Origin of the sequence: Streptomyces sp. NPDC058664 (assembly GCF_042716635.1) — a bacterium.
Taxonomy (GTDB): Bacteria; Actinomycetota; Actinomycetes; order Streptomycetales; family Streptomycetaceae; genus Streptomyces.
Map to the genome: position 1 here is coordinate 59,056 of NZ_JBHXRW010000041.1, position 16,432 is coordinate 75,487.

Sequence of the window (16,432 nt, forward strand, 5' to 3'; positions counted from 1 at the left end):
GTCCCGTACGAGCCGCCGCGCCGTGCTCAGTCGGTGGCGGCGCCGAACCACTCGGCGAGTCGGCCGAGCAGCTCCTGCTGATCGTCGCCGACCCAGACGACGTGGCCGTCCGGTCGCAGCAGGACCGCGGGCACGTCCGGTTCCCCGCCGGCGTCGACGACGTGGTCGACCCGGTCCGCCCAGCCCTCCACCGAGAGCCGGCCGGTCCGGTCGAGCAGCAGTGCCCGGCCGCCGCGCATCAGCTCGTACAGCCGCCCCTGCTTCAGCTCCACGTCCCGCATCCGCAGGCCGAGCAGTTCGTGCCCCTCGCCCAGGTCGTAGCGGACGTCGACGGCGGTGATCATCGCCGTCATGTACCGGTTGACCTCCTCGAAGTCCATCAGCTTCGAGAACAGGGCGCGCAGCGCCGTCGCGCCCGGATCGGTCCCGAGCAGCGTCATCTGCGCGCGGGTGTTGTCCACCACGCGGGCGCCCGCCGGGTGCCGTTCGGTGTGGTAGGTGTCGAGCAGGTGCTCCGGCGCCCAGCCGTTCACCTCCGCCGCCAGCTTCCAGCCGAGGTTGAACGCGTCCTGGATGCCGAGGTTCAGTCCCTGGCCGCCGGTCGGCGGGTGGATGTGCGCCGCGTCACCGGCCAGGAACACCCGGCCGACGCGGTAGCGCTCGGCCTGCCGGGTGGCGTCGCCGAACCGGGAGAGCCAGCGCGGTGAGTGCACGCCGAAGTCGGTGCCGGCGAAGGCCCGCAGCTGCGTCTTGAACTCGTCGAGGGTCGGCGCGGTCGCACGGTCCTCCGCCACCCCGTCGGCGGGCACGACGATCCGGAACACCCCGTTCTCCCCGGAGCTCACGCCGAACCGCAGCTGGGTCCTGCGGACTTCATCGACGACGGCGGCGATCGTCGCCGGGTCCTCCGTCACCTCCATGTCGCCGAGCAGCGTCTCGACCGTGGCGGGCTCGCCGGGGAAGTCGACGCCGATCAGCTTGCGCACCGCGCTGCGGCCGCCGTCGCACCCGACGACATGGCGCGAGCGCAGCTCCGTGCCGTCCGCGAGCTCGACGGTCACCCCGTCCTCGTCCTGGCTCAGCCCGACCACTTCGCAGCCGCGCCGGATCTCGGTGCCGAGTTCCACGGCCCGCTCGTTCAGCAGCCGCTCGGTGACCGGCTGCGGCGCGGCGACGCCGTACGGGTGGGCGGTGTCCAGGCTCTCCGGCCAGGGCTTCATGATGCCGCCGAAGAGGCCACCGACCTGGAACTTCTCGCTGACCGCGAGGAACCGGTCGAGCATGCCGCGCTGGTCCATCATCTCCACGCTGCGCGCGTGCAGGCCCTGCCCGCGGGACTCGGCGGTCGGCTCGTCCCTCTTCTCCAGCACGACCACGCGCACGTCGTGCAGCCTCAGCTCGGCCGCGAGCATCAGGCCGGTCGGTCCGCCGCCGACCACGATCACGTCAAACATCCATACGCCCCGTTCGAGAACTGCTTTCAAGAACCGCCAGAGTCACTGGCTACGAGCGGAGATTCTGCGGCACGAGGGGGGCCTTGCGGCAAGGCCCCCTGTGCGCTATACCTTGAGAGTGGCAAGGAGCGGTCGACTCTCCTTGCCTTTCTTGTTTTCCTGTACCGCCGCGCCTCAGATCGTGAACGGGCGCTGGTTCAGGAAGTCGGGCGCCGGGGTGCCGGTCAGGTGGAGGTTCGGGCTCTGGGTCGGGGGCAGCCGACGCTGGATCGCCCGGTGGAACTCCCGGTAGCCGCCCCGGAAGGCTCCGCCGTCCCACACCCGGAGCAGCGCCCCGGTGAACGCTCCGTTGACGTCCCCGTCGAGCGCGACCTGGTTGTCCTGGCAGGCCGACACGAGGAGCGCGTCGGGGCCCGCGCCGTCGCCCGGCGCGTCCTTCGCCAGTGATCGGCGCAGCTCCGCGAAGAACTCCCGGTCGCGGTCGTAGAGCCGCCTCTGCTGCGGCTCGGGCAGGTAGCGGGCGGTGGCGTGGGTCGCGGCGCGGCCGCCGGGGACCTCGATGCCGGTGCCGCTGTGGCAGCAGTCGAAGAGGGCGACGATCCGTACGTCGTCGGCGAAGGCCCGGAAGGCCCGCCGGACCTCGTCGTCGAGGAACTGGCGGTCGTAGAGCACCAGGGTCTCGTCGAGCGCGTCGGGCTCGGCGTCGGAGCCGGTGGCGTCGGGTACCTGGCCGCCGTGGCCCGAGTAGGTGAGGAGCAGGATGTCGCCGGTGTCGAGCCGGGCGGCGGCCTCGTCGAGCTCGGCGGTCAGCCGGGCGGCGGTGCCGTCGGGGGTCAGCAGGACGGTGCTCTCGAATCCGGCGGCGCGGGCGAGCCGCGCCATGTCGTGGGCGTCGTTCTCGCAGGCGACCAGGGTGCCGTCCCAGCCCTCGTAGCGGGCGGGGTCGACCCGGTTGAGTCCGATGTGCAGGGCGAGTCCGGTGGCCATGGGATGCCTCCTGGCGGGGAAGCGGAGGAGGGAGCGGAGGGAACACCGGGGCGTCTGATCGAGTGGCCTGCGGCCCGGCGCCGAGCACGACCCCCTCCGCGCGGTACTTACATCGTATGAACCCATCGGATCTCCCGCCCCCTCCTGGCGCGGCCGGCGCCCCCCGTGACCTGCTCGCCGGCCGCGCCGGCTACGACGAGGGCTTCCTCGGCCCGGTCGTCCCGCTGCCGCTCCCGGCGCGGGAGGCGGTCGAGACGGTGATCCTGCCGTACACCCACTTCACCGTGGTCTTCCGGCCCGACCGCCGCCTCGCGGCCTCGACGGCGGTGTGCGTCGAGGGGCGGGAGCTCCGGGAGGACGTACCCCGGGACGACGTCTGGGAGTTCGACCCCCGGCTGCCCGAGGAGTCGCAGGCGGGCGACGAGATCTACCGGGACAACAGCCTCGACCGCGGCCATCTGGTGCGCCGGCTCGACCCGGTCTGGGGGCCCCTGGTCGTGGCGGTCCGCGCCGACAGGGACACGTTCCACTTCACCAACGCCGCACCGCAGGCGGACGTCTTCAACCAGGGCAAGAAGCTCTGGCAGGGCCTGGAGAACCATCTCCTCGACCATGCCGCCACGTTCGACCGGCGGCTGGTGGTCCTCACGGGGCCGGTCCTGCACGACTCCGATCCGCCGTACCGGGGGATCCGGGTGCCGATGCGCTTCTGGAAGGTGGTCGCGTTCCTCCAGGACGGGGTCCTCGCCGCCGCCGCGTACGTCCTCGACCAGAGCCCCGACCTCGGCCGGGAGGCGGAACGGGCGCTCGCCGGTGCGACGGCCGGCGCGCCGCCGCCCCTGGGCCCTTTCCGTACGTACCAGGTGCCCGTCTCGGACGTCGCGGAGATCACCGAGCTGGAGTTCGGGCCGCTGCCCGACGTGGACGTGATGCTCCCGACGCGGGGGCCGGAGGAGCGCTGGCGGCGCCTGGAGTCGTACGAGGACATGGTGCTGCACCCCTGACCGCGAAGCCCGCCCGCCTTCCTCCGGCCGCGATTGCGGCCCTTCGGGGCCGGTGGAACGATGAGAGGGATCGGTCCTCACGTCCGATCCGTCACGTCTGACCTGTCACGTCTGACCTGTCACATCCCGGCGCCGGAGCGACCGGCGCTGCGCGAAGAGCGCCGGGCAGGTGCGGTATGCCGCTCACCGAGACCGAATGGGGGCTCGTCACCGGCTGGGTGCGGGACCACCTCCTCGACACCCCCGAGCCACGAAGCCGTCTGCTGCGCGCCGGGCTCCCCGCCGACTTCGTCGACGATCTGCCCCTCACCCCGGACGCCGACCGGAACGCCCTGCTCGTGGTCGCGGCCGCCCGCCGGGACATCGCCCACCAGCGTCGTCTGCTCGCCGTCCTGGCCGGCCTCGACGCGCTGGCCGCCATCGACGAGCCGCACGCCTTCGGACAGGGCGCGGAGGCCCGGAACCTGCTCACCCGGCTGCGGGAGGACGAGCGGCTGCGGCGCTCGCCGCGGGACCCGTTCGACAGCATGCTCCTGAAGCACGGCACCGAGGTGTTCCTCGACCGCTCCGAGCTGCGCGAGAAGCTCCGGGGCTTCCTCGCCGACCCGGAGCAGACGGTGCTGGTCGTCGACGGCCCCCCGGACAGCGGCCGCTCCTACACGTACGAGCTGATCCGCCATCTGGGCCAGCACCGCGACTTCCGCCCGGTACGGGTGACCCTGTCCCGCACCTCGACGGCGGCGCGGCTGATGGAGCGGCTCTCGGCGTTCCTCACGGGGCCGGAGGCCGACGGGTTTCCGTTGAATCCCACACGGTTGAACGATCCACTGCCGTCCTTCGAGGACGCGGCCCACCGGATCGTCGCCCGTGCGACCGCCGCCGAGGACCGCTTCTGGCTGGTCCTCGACGACTGCGACCGGCTCGACCCGCAGTCGGACGTGTGGGACGCCATCGGTGTCCTGGCGCGGGCGATCTACGAGCACACCCCGATACGGACCGAGACCGTGCCCCGCCTGGTCCTCCTCGGCTATGCCACGACGATGCGCCAGCTCCCGTACGAGATCCGCAAGAACGAGTGCAGGGACACCACGCGCCTCGCGGACGAGGACGATGTCCGGGACTTCTTCCGGGAGTTCTTCACCGACGCCGTCGACCCCGGGCAGGAGGGGACCGTCCACGAGCTGACGGAGACGGCGGTGACCGAGGTGCTGCGGACCGTCAGTACGCCGTCGGACGGCGACAGTTACATGCGGCGTCTGTGCACGGCCGTGGAGGACGTCGTACGGCTCCACCGGTCCCTCCCCCCGGTACCGGCGGCGTCCGGCGAGGCGGCCCGGCTGCTGCGCGACGCCCTGCGCGCACCCCTCTCCGCCCCCGCCGCCGCGCTGCCCGACCCGCGCCGCTCCTACCGCGAGGCCGCCTGCCTGCTCGTGGAGTTCGACCCCGCGCGGCTCCGGCTGCCCGGTGAGGAGCGGTCCACCGGGCGGGCCGTCCTGGAGCTCGTCGACGACTGCGTGGCCCTCCCCTCGCCCGGGGCCCCGGTCTGGACGCTCCAGCCGGAGATCCGCGACGCGACACTCGCGGGTCTCGCGGGGCCCGGGGCCGCGCTGCGCGCCCTGCGGGCCAACATCGGGCTGCGCCCCGAGGGCCCCGGACCGGAGCGCACGGCCCTGGCCCTGCTCTCCGGCGCCGGTCTCCCCCTCACCCCCGCCCGTGCCGCGGTGTCCCCGGTGTCGCCGCCGACGGCGGGTGACGACGTCGAGGAGCTGTCCGACACCCTTCAGGCCGTGCTCTGGCTGAGCCGCGTACCGGGCGTGACCGGTCTGCCCTCCGTCGACGAGGTGCAGCACCAGCTCGAGGAGGCCCGGCTGCTCCAGCCGATGCGCCGGCTGGTCCGGGGGACCTTCCACGGCCGGACCGCCGAACTCGACGCGCTGCACGCCTACCTCGCGCTGCCCGAGGAGCCGGCGGAACCGCCGGTGATCCTCCACGGCATCGGCGGCATCGGCAAGAGCACCCTGCTCGCCCGGTTCCTCGTCGACGCCCTGGCCGCCCGTCCCGACGGATTCCCCTTCGCGTACATCGACTTCGCCCGCCCCACGCTCTCCGTCCACGAACCCGCCACCGTGATCGCCGAGACGGCCCGCCAGCTCGCCGTCCGCCACCCCGGTCTCCGGACCTCCTTCGAGGCGCTCGCCGACGAGTGCGAGCGGACGGCGGCGGCCCAGCGCGGCGAACGCAACGAACTCGACGACCTCCACCAGCTGGCGGGCACCCGGGCCACCCTCGCCCGCGACTACTCGTCCGACTTCCACGCCCGCGCCAGCGCCCGCGAGCAGGAACTCGCCCACCGGCTGGCCTCGTTGGTCGCCGAGGCGGTCCGGCCGGCGTCCGGCGCCGCGGCACCGCCGTTCCTCGTCGTCATCGACTCCTTCGAGGAGGCCCAGTACCGGGGATCCCCCGTCATCGCCCGGATGTGGGCCATCTGGACGGCGCTGCGGGCGGGCTACTCGCGCCTGCGGTTCATCGTCTCCGGACGTGCGCCGGCCGACCATCCGGCCCGGGTCCTCACCCCGCGCACGATGGAGCTGACCGAACTCGACCACCAGGCGTCCGTGGACCTCCTGATGTCGTCCGGGGTGCGCGACGAGACGCTCGCGGAGGACCTCGTGGACCGGATCGGCGGTCATCCGCTGAGCCTCGAACTGGCGGCGCGGGCGGCCGTCGCCCTGGGCGGCGACTCCCCCGCGCTCGGCGGCCTGCTGCGCGGACTGCCCTCCCGGCGACGGTACTTCGACCGCCAGGTCGACCAGATGCTCATCCAGGGCACGCTGTACGACCGCATCCTCAAGCACATCGCGGAGGACGACGTCCGGGCCCTCGTCCAGGCGGGCCTCGCACTCCGCTTCATCACCCCCGACCTGGTCCGGGAGGTGCTCGCCGGTCCCGCCGGACTCCGCGTGGAGAGCGCCGGCGAGGCCCGCCGTCTCTACGGGCTCCTCACCTCGCGGGTCGACCTGATGGAGTCGGCCGGACCCGAGGCCATCCGGCACCGGGCCGATCTGCGGGCCATCATGCTGCGTCTCTCGGACAGCGCGCGGACCGATCTGATGCGGGCGGTGGACCGCGGCGCCGTCGCCTACTACGCGGTCCGCGAGGGAGCCCGGAACCGTGCCGAGGAGATCTACCACCGGCTCCGGCTCGGCGAGAACCCCCGTACGGTGGAGGAACGCTGGGAACCCGGCGTCGCCGCCTACCTCGGCGGACCGACCCACCTGGAGATGGCGCACCGCTCGGCCGCGTTCCTCCTCGGCAGGATCGGCGGTCACGTCCCCGACCAGATCATGACCGAGGCGGACCAGGAGGACTGGGAGCGGATCGCCGCGCGCGAGGTAGAGGACCTGCTCACCCAGGGGTACGTGGACGCCGCCGCGCAGCGCCTCACGGAGCGGCGTCCGTGGACGCCGTGCAGCAGGCTGCACGCGCTGTCCGCGGAGACCCTCGCCCGCTCCGGGCGGACGGCCGAGGCGCGCGCGAGCGCCGAGCGGGCCGTGGACGGGGCGCAGGAGGCGGGCTGCGCGGAGACCCAGCTCGAACTGCTCCAGCTGTCCGCGCGCCTCGCGCAGGACACGGGCGACTTCGCGGCCGCGGACCGGGACCTCCAGGAGGCGGAGGAGATCGCGGCGGGACTCGGGCTGCGGTACGAGTCCCTGGGCGTGCTCGTCGCCCGCTCGCGTCTCGCGGCGCTCGCGGACGTCGACGCCGCTCCGGCGCGGGATCGGCTCGCCCGGACGCTGCGCGGGATGCCCGACGCCGACCTGGCGAGACAGCCGTCCCTGGCTCGTACGGCGGCGGCCGCGGCCTGCCGGTCGGACCCGCGGCTCCTGGAGCACACCCTGCGACTGGTGGGTCTCCCGGCGGACGAGGAGGCGGTGGTGACCGAGCTCGCCCGCTGGATCGACACCACCCTCACCGACGAGCCGGGACTCCGCGAACCGCTGACCCGCATCCTGGAGTCGGCGGCCGGGGAGACGACGTACCCCTCGGTGTCCGAGGCGTCCGAGGAGACGTACGCGCCTGCGGCGGTCGCGGGGAGGTATCCGACGGCGGCCGCGGGAACGTACTCGACGACGACGGGCCCGGAGACGTACCCTCCGGCCGCGGTCACGGAGACGTACCCGACGGCGGCGGCCGCGGAGACGCGTCCGGCGGCGAGCGGGGAGACGTACCCGTCGGCCGGCGGTGACGCGTACCCGGCCCCGGGGGCGGCCCGGCTGGACCGCGCCCGGATCGATCGCGACCTGCGGGAGGCACGGCGGCGCGGCACCCTGGACAACGTCGCCCGGCAGGTGCTGACGCTCCGGGACGGCAGCGGCGACCTGCTGCTCGGGGTCGCCTCGGCGATGGACGCGGGTCCGCCGCCGCACGGCAGCGGACGGGGAGCGTCCTCGCGCCGTCACCCGCCGGCCGACGGGGAGCCGGACCCCTGGGCGGGCCCGCGCCCCCGTCACGGTGGTACCGGCCTGTGGACGCGGCCCCCGCCGAACGCCGCCGGAGCCGCGCTCCGCAAGGAGCCGTTCCTGCCGCAGCCCGAACTCGTCCGCCTCCGCAACGCCGCCATGGAGGCGGGACTCGCGGACCGGGCGTTGCGCCCCGCCCTACTCAAAGGCGTTCCCGGCTCCTTCACGGCCACGCTGGAACCGCTGGACGACCCCCGGGAGCAGATGCACGCCGACCTGAACGCGATGAACCAGGTCGAGCGGCTGATCGACGGCCTGGTGCCGCTGGAGATCTGGCTGCACAACGCGGTCGAGAAGACCCGTGAACCGGGCCCGCGCGCCGTCCTCCAGAGCGCCCTCGACGCCGTCGCCCGCGCGATCACCGGCGAGGCGGAACTCCCCTCGGAGCTGATGCCCGGGGAGCTGAAGGAGGAGATCGTCCTCCAGGACGACACCGTGCCGTACGAGTTCCTGCACGGCGGCATCCGGGCCGGCGCGTCCGTCGCGCTGCTGAGGATCCCCCCGTACGAGTCGGGCGCCCCGCTCCTCCCGTCCTACCCCCACGGCGGTACGGGCTGGATGATCGCCCCCGACCTGCTGATCACCAACCACCATGTGGTGGTGGCCCGTTCGCACGACCCCGGCGTCCGGCCGTACGTCAGCGACGAGGACCTGCGGCTCCAGGCACTCATGTCCCGCTCCCGCTTCGACTTCGTCGAGAACACGGCGGCGGCGCCGGAGGCGACGGCCGGGGAGCTCGCCGCCTGGGACGCGGCGCTCGACTACGCCATCGTGCGGCTCACCCCAGGCCAGGAGCGGCGCCCCACGCTCCGGATCGCCACCCGGCCGCTGCTCGTCCGGGAGCGGCAGCGCGTCCCGGTCAACATCATCCAGCACCCGGGCGGTCTGCCGAAGCGGGTGGCGCTGCGCAACAACCTGGTCTACCGGGCGGACGAGCACGACATCCTGTACTTCACCGACACCCGCGGCGGCTCCTCCGGCTCACCGGTCTGCCTCGACGACTGGACGGTGGTGGGGCTGCACCGGGGGACCCGGAAGGTGGACGAGGTCGAGTTCCAGGGTGCCAGGACGCGGTTCGTGAACGTCGGAACCCAGATGAGCGGCATCCTCGCCCATCTCAGGAATGTCCGGCCCGAGGTGTACGAGGAGATCATGGCGGCCCAGTCGGGGCGGCCGGACCCCGCGCACGCGACGAACGGAAGGCCGAGGTGAGGGACCATGCCGAACGGACCACGGAGCGTGTCGCCGGTCGCGACCGCCACGGAGCAGATCTTCGGTGATCTGCGGGAGGTCGCCGCGCGGGTGCGCGGGGACCTGGAGGCGGAGATCGCCGAGTCCACGTTCGAACTCCCCGCCGGTGTGGCACCGGCGGCCGAGATCTCCCGCTTCGCCCGTGAGGAGCGGGCCCGCGTCCTGGAGGCCGGCGTCAGCGGTCTGGAGAAGCTGGCGGCGCACCGGGAGGACGAGCTCGACGGGGACGAGGCCTTCGGGGTGGAGGCGATCGTCCTCCTGGAAGGCCGCCCGGCGATCCTGGTCCAGCGTCAGGACTTCGCCCCGCAGCGTGACGAATGGGTCGCCCTGGACGCTCAGCGGCCCGCGATCCGTGAGTCGTTGACGCGCGTCGGGCGGGTCGAGGTCACCGGGCACCCGCGCCTCGACTGGGTCGGCACGGCCTTCCTCGTCGGCCCGCGCACGGTGATGACGAACCGTCACGTGGCGGTGGAGTTCAGCCGCCTCCAGGGCGACGGCTCCCCCTGGGTCTTCGAGTACGGCATGTCGGCGCGGGTCGATCCGGCGGAGGAACTACCGGTCGACGGCGAACCTCCCGGGGCCTTCGCCCCGTACGAGGTCACGGAGATCATCGGCATCCACGAGGACGTCGACATGGCCCTGCTGCGGGTCGAGCCCTCGGCCGACGGCGGTCTGCCGGCCCCGCTCGCCGTCGCGGCGGACGCCCCGGCGAGCCTTCCCGGACGCCCGGTGTACGTGGTGGGCTACCCGGCCTGGGACGGCCGGCGCAACGAGCCGGAGTCGATGCGCCGGATCTTCATGGACGTCTACAACGTGAAGCGGCTGCAGCCGGGGATGGCGACCGAGTTCACCCCGGGCGGCCTGGTGATGAAGCACGACTGCTCGACGCTCGGCGGGAACAGCGGTTCCCCGGTCTTCGACCTGACCGACCACCGCGTCCTCGGCCTCCACTTCGGCGGCCGCTACCGCACGGGGAACTTCGCCGTCCCGCTCTGGGAGCTGGTGGACGACCCGCTGCTCACCGCCGCGGAGGTCAACTGGGTCTGAGCGGTCCGGGTCCGGACCGCCCGGATCCGAGCGGTCCGGACCCGAGCCGTCCCGGCGGGCCCGACCGGACGGTCACGCCTGCCCGGGGTCCGTGAGGACGGAGGCGAGCACGCCCCGGGCGGTAGTCCCGTCGGGGAGCCGCCACTCGGCGGTGACGTGGCCGGCGCCCTCGGGGGCCGTGTCCGTACCGGCGCGCAGGACACGCCGTACCCGCAGCGTCAGCGGTGCGGACGTGCCGGGGGCCCGTACCACCACATCGGTGTGGTCGGGGCCTTCCGTGACGCGTACGAGCTCCACGTCGGCCGCCGCGCTCCCGGCCGGGACGGGCGAGACCGTGACCGTGGGGTCGACGGTGTCGGTGCGGTTCTGGTCCTGGGCCCGCGTCCGGCCGGTGAGCAGCGCGTACAACTGGGAGACGAACACCGGGTCGTGGCCGGCGTCGTGGACCCAGCGCTTGCCGAGGACGCCGTGCTCCATGGTCCCGATGAGGGCGCTCTCGGCGCCCGGCACGGGCCCGGAGCGGTACGTCATGGGGACGAGGTAGGTGACGGCTCCGTCGCCCTCGCCGTCGGTCACCACCAGGATCTCGATGCCGACCTCGCCGGCCGGGTCGTCGAGCCGGAAGCCCCCGGCCCTCTCCGGCCGGGCCTCCGCGCCGGTGTGCCACTGCCGGGTGGGAAGCCACTCCGTGAGCAGTTCCAGCTTGGTGGGCTGCAGGGTGGTGGGGTGGATGACGGCCATCGCGCGGTTTCCTCTTCTGGCGTGGTGCGGGCCTCGGCAACGTAACAGACCGCGCCCGGGGGCTTCCCGTACCGGTGCGGCCCGGCGCTCCGGTCGCCCCGGTACTCGGGTGCCCGGCCCGCGTGGCAGAGTCTCGGGTACGACCACAGCAGCACCGTACGACCACGGCGGACCGTCGGGGCGGCGCGGCCGAGGAGAGGAGCGGACCATGGGACGAGTGACCGTACGGCGGCGCGTCCTGCGCGTGCGGGAGGGCGACTCCTCCTACCGTCCGGACACGCTGGCCGCCGAGGAGCCGATGGAGATCCGGGTCGGCGGCCGGCCGCTGACCGTGACCATGCGCACCCCGGGCGACGACTTCGACCTCGCCGTCGGCTTCCTGGTGAGCGAGGGCGTCGTGCACACCGCGGGGGACGTGGCCGGCATCCGCTACTGCGCGGGCGCCACGGCCGACGGAGGCAACACGTACAACGTCGTGGACGTCGGCCTCGCTCCGCACGTGGCCGCCCCCGACGCCTCCCTGGAACGGAACTTCTACACCACGTCCTCGTGCGGCCTGTGCGGCAAGGCGAGTCTGGACGCGGTCCGTACGACAGCCGCCTGGTCGGTCGCCGAGGATCCGCTGCGGATGGGCGCGGAGCTCCTGGCGACCCTGCCGGAGACGCTACGGGCCGCCCAGCGGGTCTTCGACACCACCGGCGGCCTGCACGCCGCCGGGCTCTTCAGCGCCGAAGGCGAACTGCTCTGCCTGCGCGAGGACGTCGGCCGCCACAACGCCGTGGACAAGGTCGTCGGCCACGCCCTGCGAGAGGGCCTGCTGCCGCTGCGCGGCACCGTCCTCATGGTCAGCGGCCGCGCCTCCTTCGAGCTCGTCCAGAAAGCCGTCATGGCGGGCGTCCCCCTGCTCGCCGCCGTCTCCGCCCCTTCCTCCCTCGCCGTGGACCTCGCGGCGGAGAGCGGACTCACCCTGGTCGGCTTCCTCCGCGGTACGTCGATGAACGTGTACACCGGCGACGAACGGCTGCGCGCCCAGGCGTAGGCCGGGCTACCGCCAGTCGTCCCAGGGCGGCGGCTCCTCCGTTTCGTCCATGTCGTAGGGCGGTTCCTCGTCGTACGGTGCGGCGGCCTCCGGAGCGGGAGGCACGGAGGCCGGGACGCGAGCCGCCGGGGAGGAGGCGGCGGGCTCCTGGGCGGGGACGGCCGGACCGCCCTGGGCGGGAACATCCGGGGCCGGGGAGGCGGCGGCTCCCGTCTCCGCCAGGGCGCCGAGGACGCCCTCGGCGTACTTGGTGAGCTTGGCCTCGCCGACACCGCCGATGGTGCCGAGCTCCTCGACCGTGCCGGGAAGCCGCGTCGCGATCTCCCGCAGCGTGGCGTCGTGGAAGACGACGTACGCCGGCACGCCCTGCTCGCGGGCCGTCTCGGCCCGCCAGGCGCGGAGCGCCTCGAAGACCGGTACGGCGGCCGGAGGCAGGTCGACCGGCACCCGGGCGCCCTTCCCCGAGCGTGCCCCGGACTCCTTGCGGGGCGGCGCGGCCGGCGCCTTCTCCTTCCGCATGGTGACGGTGCGGCGCCCGCCGAGCACCTCGCCGCTGCCCTCCGTGAGCACGAGCGTCCCGTAGTCGCCCTCCACCGCGAGGAGCCCCAGCGCGAGGAGCTGACGGACGACCCCGCGCCATTCCGCGGTGCCGAGCTCCGCCCCGACTCCGAACACCGAGAGGGCGTCGTGGTCGAACTGGATGACCTTGGCGGTCCGCTTGCCCTGCAGGATGTCGATGATCTGGCCTGCGCCGAACTTCTGGCGCCGCTCCTTGGCGAGCCGCCACACCGTGGACAGCAGCTTCTGCGCCGCGACCGTGCCGTCCCAGGACTCGGCCGGGGTCAGGCAGGTGTCGCAGTTGCCGCAGGGCTCGCCGGACTGGCCGAAGTACGCGAGGAGGCGCACGCGACGGCAGTCGACCGTCTCGCAGAGCGCGAGCATGGCGTCCAGGTGCATGCCGAGGGCGCGCCGGTGCTGCTCGTCGCCCTCGGAGCCGTCGATGAGCTTGCGCTGCTGGACGACGTCCTGGAGGCCGTACGCCAGCCATGCCGTGGCCGGCTCCCCGTCGCGGCCGGCGCGGCCGGTCTCCTGGTAGTAGCCCTCGACCGACTTCGGCAGGTCGAGGTGGGCCACGAAGCGCACGTCCGGCTTGTCGATGCCCATGCCGAAGGCGATCGTCGCCACCACGACGACCCCGTCCTCCCGCAGGAAGCGGGACTGGTTCGCGGCGCGCGTGCGGGCGTCCATGCCGGCGTGGTACGGCACGGCGTCGATGCCGTGCTCCACGAGGAGGGCCGCGGTCTTCTCCACCGAGGACCGCGACAGGCAGTAGACGACTCCGGCGTCCCCCTCGTGCTCGGTCCTGATCAGTTCGAGCAGCTGCTTGTGCGGGCTGTTCTTCGGGACGATGCGGTACTGGATGTTCGGCCGGTCGAAGCCGGCGACGAAGTGCCGGGCGTCCTCCAGACCGAGGCGTGCCGCGATCTCCCGGTGCGTGGCCTCGGTGGCCGTCGCGGTCAGCGCGATGCGCGGCACCTTGGGCCAGCGCTCGTGCAGCATGGACAGCGCGAGGTAGTCGGGCCGGAAGTCGTGGCCCCACTGGGCGACGCAGTGCGCCTCGTCGATCGCGAAGAGCGAGACCTTTCCGCGGTCCAGGAGCCGCTGGGTGCCTTCGGTGCGGAGGCGCTCGGGGGCCAGGTAGAGCAGGTCGAGCTCGTCGGCGAGGAAGGCCTGCTCGACGGCCTGGCGCTCGTACGGATCCTGTGTCGAGTTCAGGAATCCGGCCCGGACCCCGAGGGCCCTGAGCGCGTCCACCTGGTCCTGCATCAGGGCGATGAGGGGCGAGATCACGACGCCGGTGCCGTCTCTGACGAGGGCCGGGATCTGGTAGCACAGCGACTTGCCGCCGCCGGTCGGCATCAGCACGAGGGCGTCGCCGCCCCCGACGACCTGCTCGATGATCTCCTGCTGCTCCCCTCGGAAGGAGCTGTAGCCGAAGACGCGGTGGAGGACGCCCGCGGCCTCGGAGATCACGGCGGAATCGTCGGAAAGGACCATTCGCCCACCCTATCGGCCCCCGCGGACACCCCGGCCGCGTCCGATGGAACCTGTGGAAAACCTCCCGGCGGCCCCGGTCCGCCCGCACGGCCCGAAACGGTGACACGCTGGAGGCAACGCGCGGGGCATCACCGGCGTCCTTCCCCCCAGGGACGCACCGGCCGGCTCGACGGCCCAGGCGACAGGGAACAGGACACGGCATGAGCGACAAGGCCCGCACTCTCTTCGACGCGCTCGATCTCGACCACGACGGCACCCTGACGCGTACCGAGGTGATCAACGCCCTGCGGGCCAAGGGTCCGACGCTCGCCGCGCGGGGTGTGATCCCCGTCTGGGCCGTGGGGAGCGCCGACGACGCCTCCGCCCTGTTCGACGCGGCCGACCAGAACGGCGACCGCGTCCTGTCGTTCGAGGAGTTCGCCGCCCTGGTCGACCGCCGCTTCGGCTGGTGACACCGGGCCGCCGCGCAGGACGGAGCCGGCGCCGTGCCGTGTCGTGTCGTACGCCGCCGGCTCGTCGGGACGGGGGGCTCGGTCAGGAGATCTCGGGGGGCAGCGGCCTGCGCCGACACGCCGAGGCGCGAGAAGCCGGCGGCGATGACCGAGGAGACGCGTCGGGCCGAGGTCGCACCCTCACAACGGGCCACGGTCCCGACGGACACGCCCGCTCACCTGGAACGGTCACACGGGATGCCGGGCGGGACCTCGTACGGCCCTGGCGGGTACGGTGCCGTCCGCGCCGTCACGGGTCCGGGCAGGTCTTGACCGGGGCCGCACCCCAACGGCTACAGTCCCCATAAAACTTGCGCCGCTAGTTTTGTACGGGCTGTGAGACCCACGCCCGCGACGCCCGTGTGATGACCGACCGCACCTGGAGCCGTGACCATGCGTCCCGTGTACTTCGCCGCCGCCCGGCGCACCCCCATCGGCCGCCTGCGCGGCGCGCTCTCCGGCGTCCGGCCCGACGACCTCGCCGCCACCGCCGTGCGCGCCGTCCTCGACACGGTGCCCTCGCTCGACCCGGCACGGATCGACGACGTCTACTGGGGCGCCGCCAACCAGGCCGGCGAGGACAACCGCAACGTGGCCAGGATGGCGGTGCTCCTCGCCGGGCTGCCGGACTCCGTCCCCGGCGCCACCCTCAACCGGCTCTGCGCCTCGGGCCTCGAGGCCGTCACCACCGCCGCCCGCGCCATCGCCTCCGGCGAGGCCGACGTCGTCCTCGCGGGTGGCTCCGAGTCGATGAGCCGCGCACCCTTCGTCCTGCCCCGCGCCGAGCAGGCACTCCCCCACCACCAGGAGATCGCCGACACCAAGCTCGGGTGGCGGCTGACCAACCCGAGGATGAAGGAGCTCCACGGGGTGCTCTCCATGGGAGAGACGGCCGAGGAGGTCGCCGCCCGGTACGGCGTCGGCCGTGAGGACCAGGACGCCTTCGCCCTGCGTAGCCACCGGCTCGCCGCCGCGGCCCGCAAGGACGGTCTCTTCGACGCCGAGACCGTCCCGGTCACCCTTCCCGACGGCACGGTCGTCGCCCACGACGAGTCGATCAGGGCCGACACCACGCCGGAGAAGCTGGCCGCCCTCAAGCCGGTCTTCCGCCCCGACGGCACCGTGACCGCCGGCAACGCCTCCCCGATGAACGACGGAGCGGCCGCGCTGCTCCTGGTGAGCGAGGAGGTCCTCCACGAGCTGGGCCTGGAGCCGCTCGGCCGCTACGCGGCCGGTGGCAGCGCCGGCGTCCACCCGGACGTCATGGGCATCGGCCCGGTCCCCGCCGTACGCCGGGTCCTCGCCCGCACCGGCCGGGCCCTTGACGACATCGACACCGCCGAGTTCAACGAGGCCTTCGCCGCCCAGGCGCTCGCCTGCGTCCGTGAACTCGGCATCGACCCCGAGCGGGTCAACCCCCAGGGCGGCGCGATCGCCCTCGGCCACCCCCTGGGCGGCTCCGGCGCCCGGATCCTCACGACCCTCCTCCACCGGATGGCCAGGACCGGTGACCGGCGCGGTCTCGCCACCATGTGCGTCGGCGTCGGCCAGGGCACCGCCGTCCTGGTCGACCGGGACTGACCGCCCCCGCCACCGCGGCCGTCATTCCGTGGCGAACCACGCCTCGGCGAGCGACGACAGCGTTCCCGCCTCGGGTACGGGCAGTTCCCGCATGTACCAGGGCAGGTTGCTGTACACGTGCAGCAGCGTGTACGCGAGCAGTTCGGCCGGCTCGAAGGCGTGGCCGTACGCCGTGGGGGGGGGGGGGGGCGGGAGCGGGGCCACACCGCGGGCCAAAAAGGCGGCCCCCACCACAAATTAAACAAGAGTGGTATTAAAA

10 protein-coding genes and 1 pseudogene are annotated in these 16,432 nt (G+C 73.4%); 6 read left to right on the top strand and 5 right to left on the bottom strand.

Annotation, left to right across the window (positions count from 1 at the left end; translation table 11 throughout):
• Positions 1-26: 26 nt before the first annotated feature.
• Both rox and ACFWUY_RS28525 read right to left on the bottom strand, forming a co-directional pair.
• A complete protein-coding gene (rox, locus tag ACFWUY_RS28520; protein ID WP_384115657.1) occupies positions 27-1,454 on the bottom strand; it encodes a rifampin monooxygenase in 1,428 nt (475 codons plus the stop codon).
• Positions 1,455-1,628: 174 nt separating this feature from the next.
• Positions 1,629-2,441: a caspase domain-containing protein gene (locus ACFWUY_RS28525; protein WP_384115660.1), complete on the bottom strand. Its 813-nt coding sequence runs from the start codon at positions 2,439-2,441 to the stop codon at positions 1,629-1,631.
• A 116-nt stretch (positions 2,442-2,557) separates the two neighbouring features.
• Between ACFWUY_RS28525 and ACFWUY_RS28530 the strand changes: the two genes are divergently transcribed.
• The 3 genes from ACFWUY_RS28530 to ACFWUY_RS28540 all read left to right on the top strand — a co-directional run bounded on the left by ACFWUY_RS28530 (position 2,558) and on the right by ACFWUY_RS28540 (position 10,263).
• The gene (locus ACFWUY_RS28530; protein ID WP_384115663.1) at positions 2,558-3,445 is read left to right on the top strand and encodes a DNA/RNA non-specific endonuclease; all 888 of its coding nucleotides are present in this window, start codon (positions 2,558-2,560) and stop codon (positions 3,443-3,445) included.
• A gap of 176 nt (positions 3,446-3,621) precedes the next feature.
• On the top strand, positions 3,622-9,177 hold the full coding sequence (locus ACFWUY_RS28535; RefSeq protein WP_384115666.1) for a trypsin-like peptidase domain-containing protein: 5,556 nt from the start codon (positions 3,622-3,624) through the stop codon (positions 9,175-9,177).
• A 6-nt stretch (positions 9,178-9,183) separates the two neighbouring features.
• Positions 9,184-10,263, top strand: coding sequence for a trypsin-like serine peptidase (locus ACFWUY_RS28540; protein ID WP_384115669.1), 1,080 nt, complete (start codon positions 9,184-9,186; stop codon positions 10,261-10,263).
• 72 nt (positions 10,264-10,335) lie between these two features.
• Here the strand turns inward: ACFWUY_RS28540 and ACFWUY_RS28545 are convergent, their stop codons facing one another.
• Complete coding sequence (locus ACFWUY_RS28545; protein ID WP_384115672.1) at positions 10,336-11,004, bottom strand: 1,4-alpha-glucan branching protein; 669 nt, start codon at positions 11,002-11,004, stop codon at positions 10,336-10,338.
• Between the two features lie 208 nt (positions 11,005-11,212).
• Here ACFWUY_RS28545 and fdhD point away from each other — a divergent pair, with 208 nt between their 5' ends.
• Entirely contained in the window at positions 11,213-12,043 is an 831-nt protein-coding gene (fdhD, locus tag ACFWUY_RS28550; protein ID WP_384115675.1) for a formate dehydrogenase accessory sulfurtransferase FdhD, read from the top strand.
• Between the two features lie 6 nt (positions 12,044-12,049).
• Here the strand turns inward: fdhD and recQ are convergent, their stop codons facing one another.
• Positions 12,050-14,101 carry a DNA helicase RecQ gene (gene recQ / locus ACFWUY_RS28555; protein ID WP_384115678.1) on the bottom strand — a complete coding sequence of 684 codons (2,052 nt, stop codon included), beginning with the start codon at positions 14,099-14,101 and terminating at the stop codon, positions 12,050-12,052.
• A gap of 200 nt (positions 14,102-14,301) precedes the next feature.
• On the opposite strand from recQ, the gene ACFWUY_RS28560 reads away from it, so the two are divergent.
• Together ACFWUY_RS28560 and ACFWUY_RS28565 are read left to right on the top strand one after the other, a co-directional pair.
• Positions 14,302-14,553 carry an EF-hand domain-containing protein gene (locus ACFWUY_RS28560; protein WP_384115681.1) on the top strand — a complete coding sequence of 84 codons (252 nt, stop codon included), beginning with the start codon at positions 14,302-14,304 and terminating at the stop codon, positions 14,551-14,553.
• 432 nt (positions 14,554-14,985) lie between these two features.
• Positions 14,986-16,173 (top strand): thiolase family protein, encoded by a 1,188-nt coding sequence (locus ACFWUY_RS28565; RefSeq protein ID WP_384115684.1) that lies wholly within the window; start codon positions 14,986-14,988, stop codon positions 16,171-16,173.
• Between the two features lie 21 nt (positions 16,174-16,194).
• On the opposite strand, the pseudogene ACFWUY_RS28570 reads toward ACFWUY_RS28565, so the two are convergent.
• Positions 16,195-16,344, bottom strand: a pseudogene (locus tag ACFWUY_RS28570) (aminoglycoside phosphotransferase family protein); the annotation flags it as partial.
• Positions 16,345-16,432 lie beyond the last annotated feature (88 nt).

Bases quoted from the DNA above. Each gene is read 5' to 3' on its own strand.
- rox (WP_384115657.1), bottom strand. From the start codon at position 1,454: ATGTTTGACGTGATCGTGGTCGGCGGCGGACCGACCGGCCTGATGCTC.
- ACFWUY_RS28525 (WP_384115660.1), bottom strand. From the start codon at position 2,441: ATGGCCACCGGACTCGCCCTGCACATCGGACTCAACCGGGTCGACCCC.
- ACFWUY_RS28530 (WP_384115663.1), top strand. From the start codon at position 2,558: ATGAACCCATCGGATCTCCCGCCCCCTCCTGGCGCGGCCGGCGCCCCC.
- ACFWUY_RS28535 (WP_384115666.1), top strand. From the start codon at position 3,622: ATGCCGCTCACCGAGACCGAATGGGGGCTCGTCACCGGCTGGGTGCGG.
- ACFWUY_RS28540 (WP_384115669.1), top strand. From the start codon at position 9,184: ATGCCGAACGGACCACGGAGCGTGTCGCCGGTCGCGACCGCCACGGAG.
- ACFWUY_RS28545 (WP_384115672.1), bottom strand. From the start codon at position 11,004: ATGGCCGTCATCCACCCCACCACCCTGCAGCCCACCAAGCTGGAACTG.
- fdhD (WP_384115675.1), top strand. From the start codon at position 11,213: ATGGGACGAGTGACCGTACGGCGGCGCGTCCTGCGCGTGCGGGAGGGC.
- recQ (WP_384115678.1), bottom strand. From the start codon at position 14,101: ATGGTCCTTTCCGACGATTCCGCCGTGATCTCCGAGGCCGCGGGCGTC.
- ACFWUY_RS28560 (WP_384115681.1), top strand. From the start codon at position 14,302: ATGAGCGACAAGGCCCGCACTCTCTTCGACGCGCTCGATCTCGACCAC.
- ACFWUY_RS28565 (WP_384115684.1), top strand. From the start codon at position 14,986: ATGCGTCCCGTGTACTTCGCCGCCGCCCGGCGCACCCCCATCGGCCGC.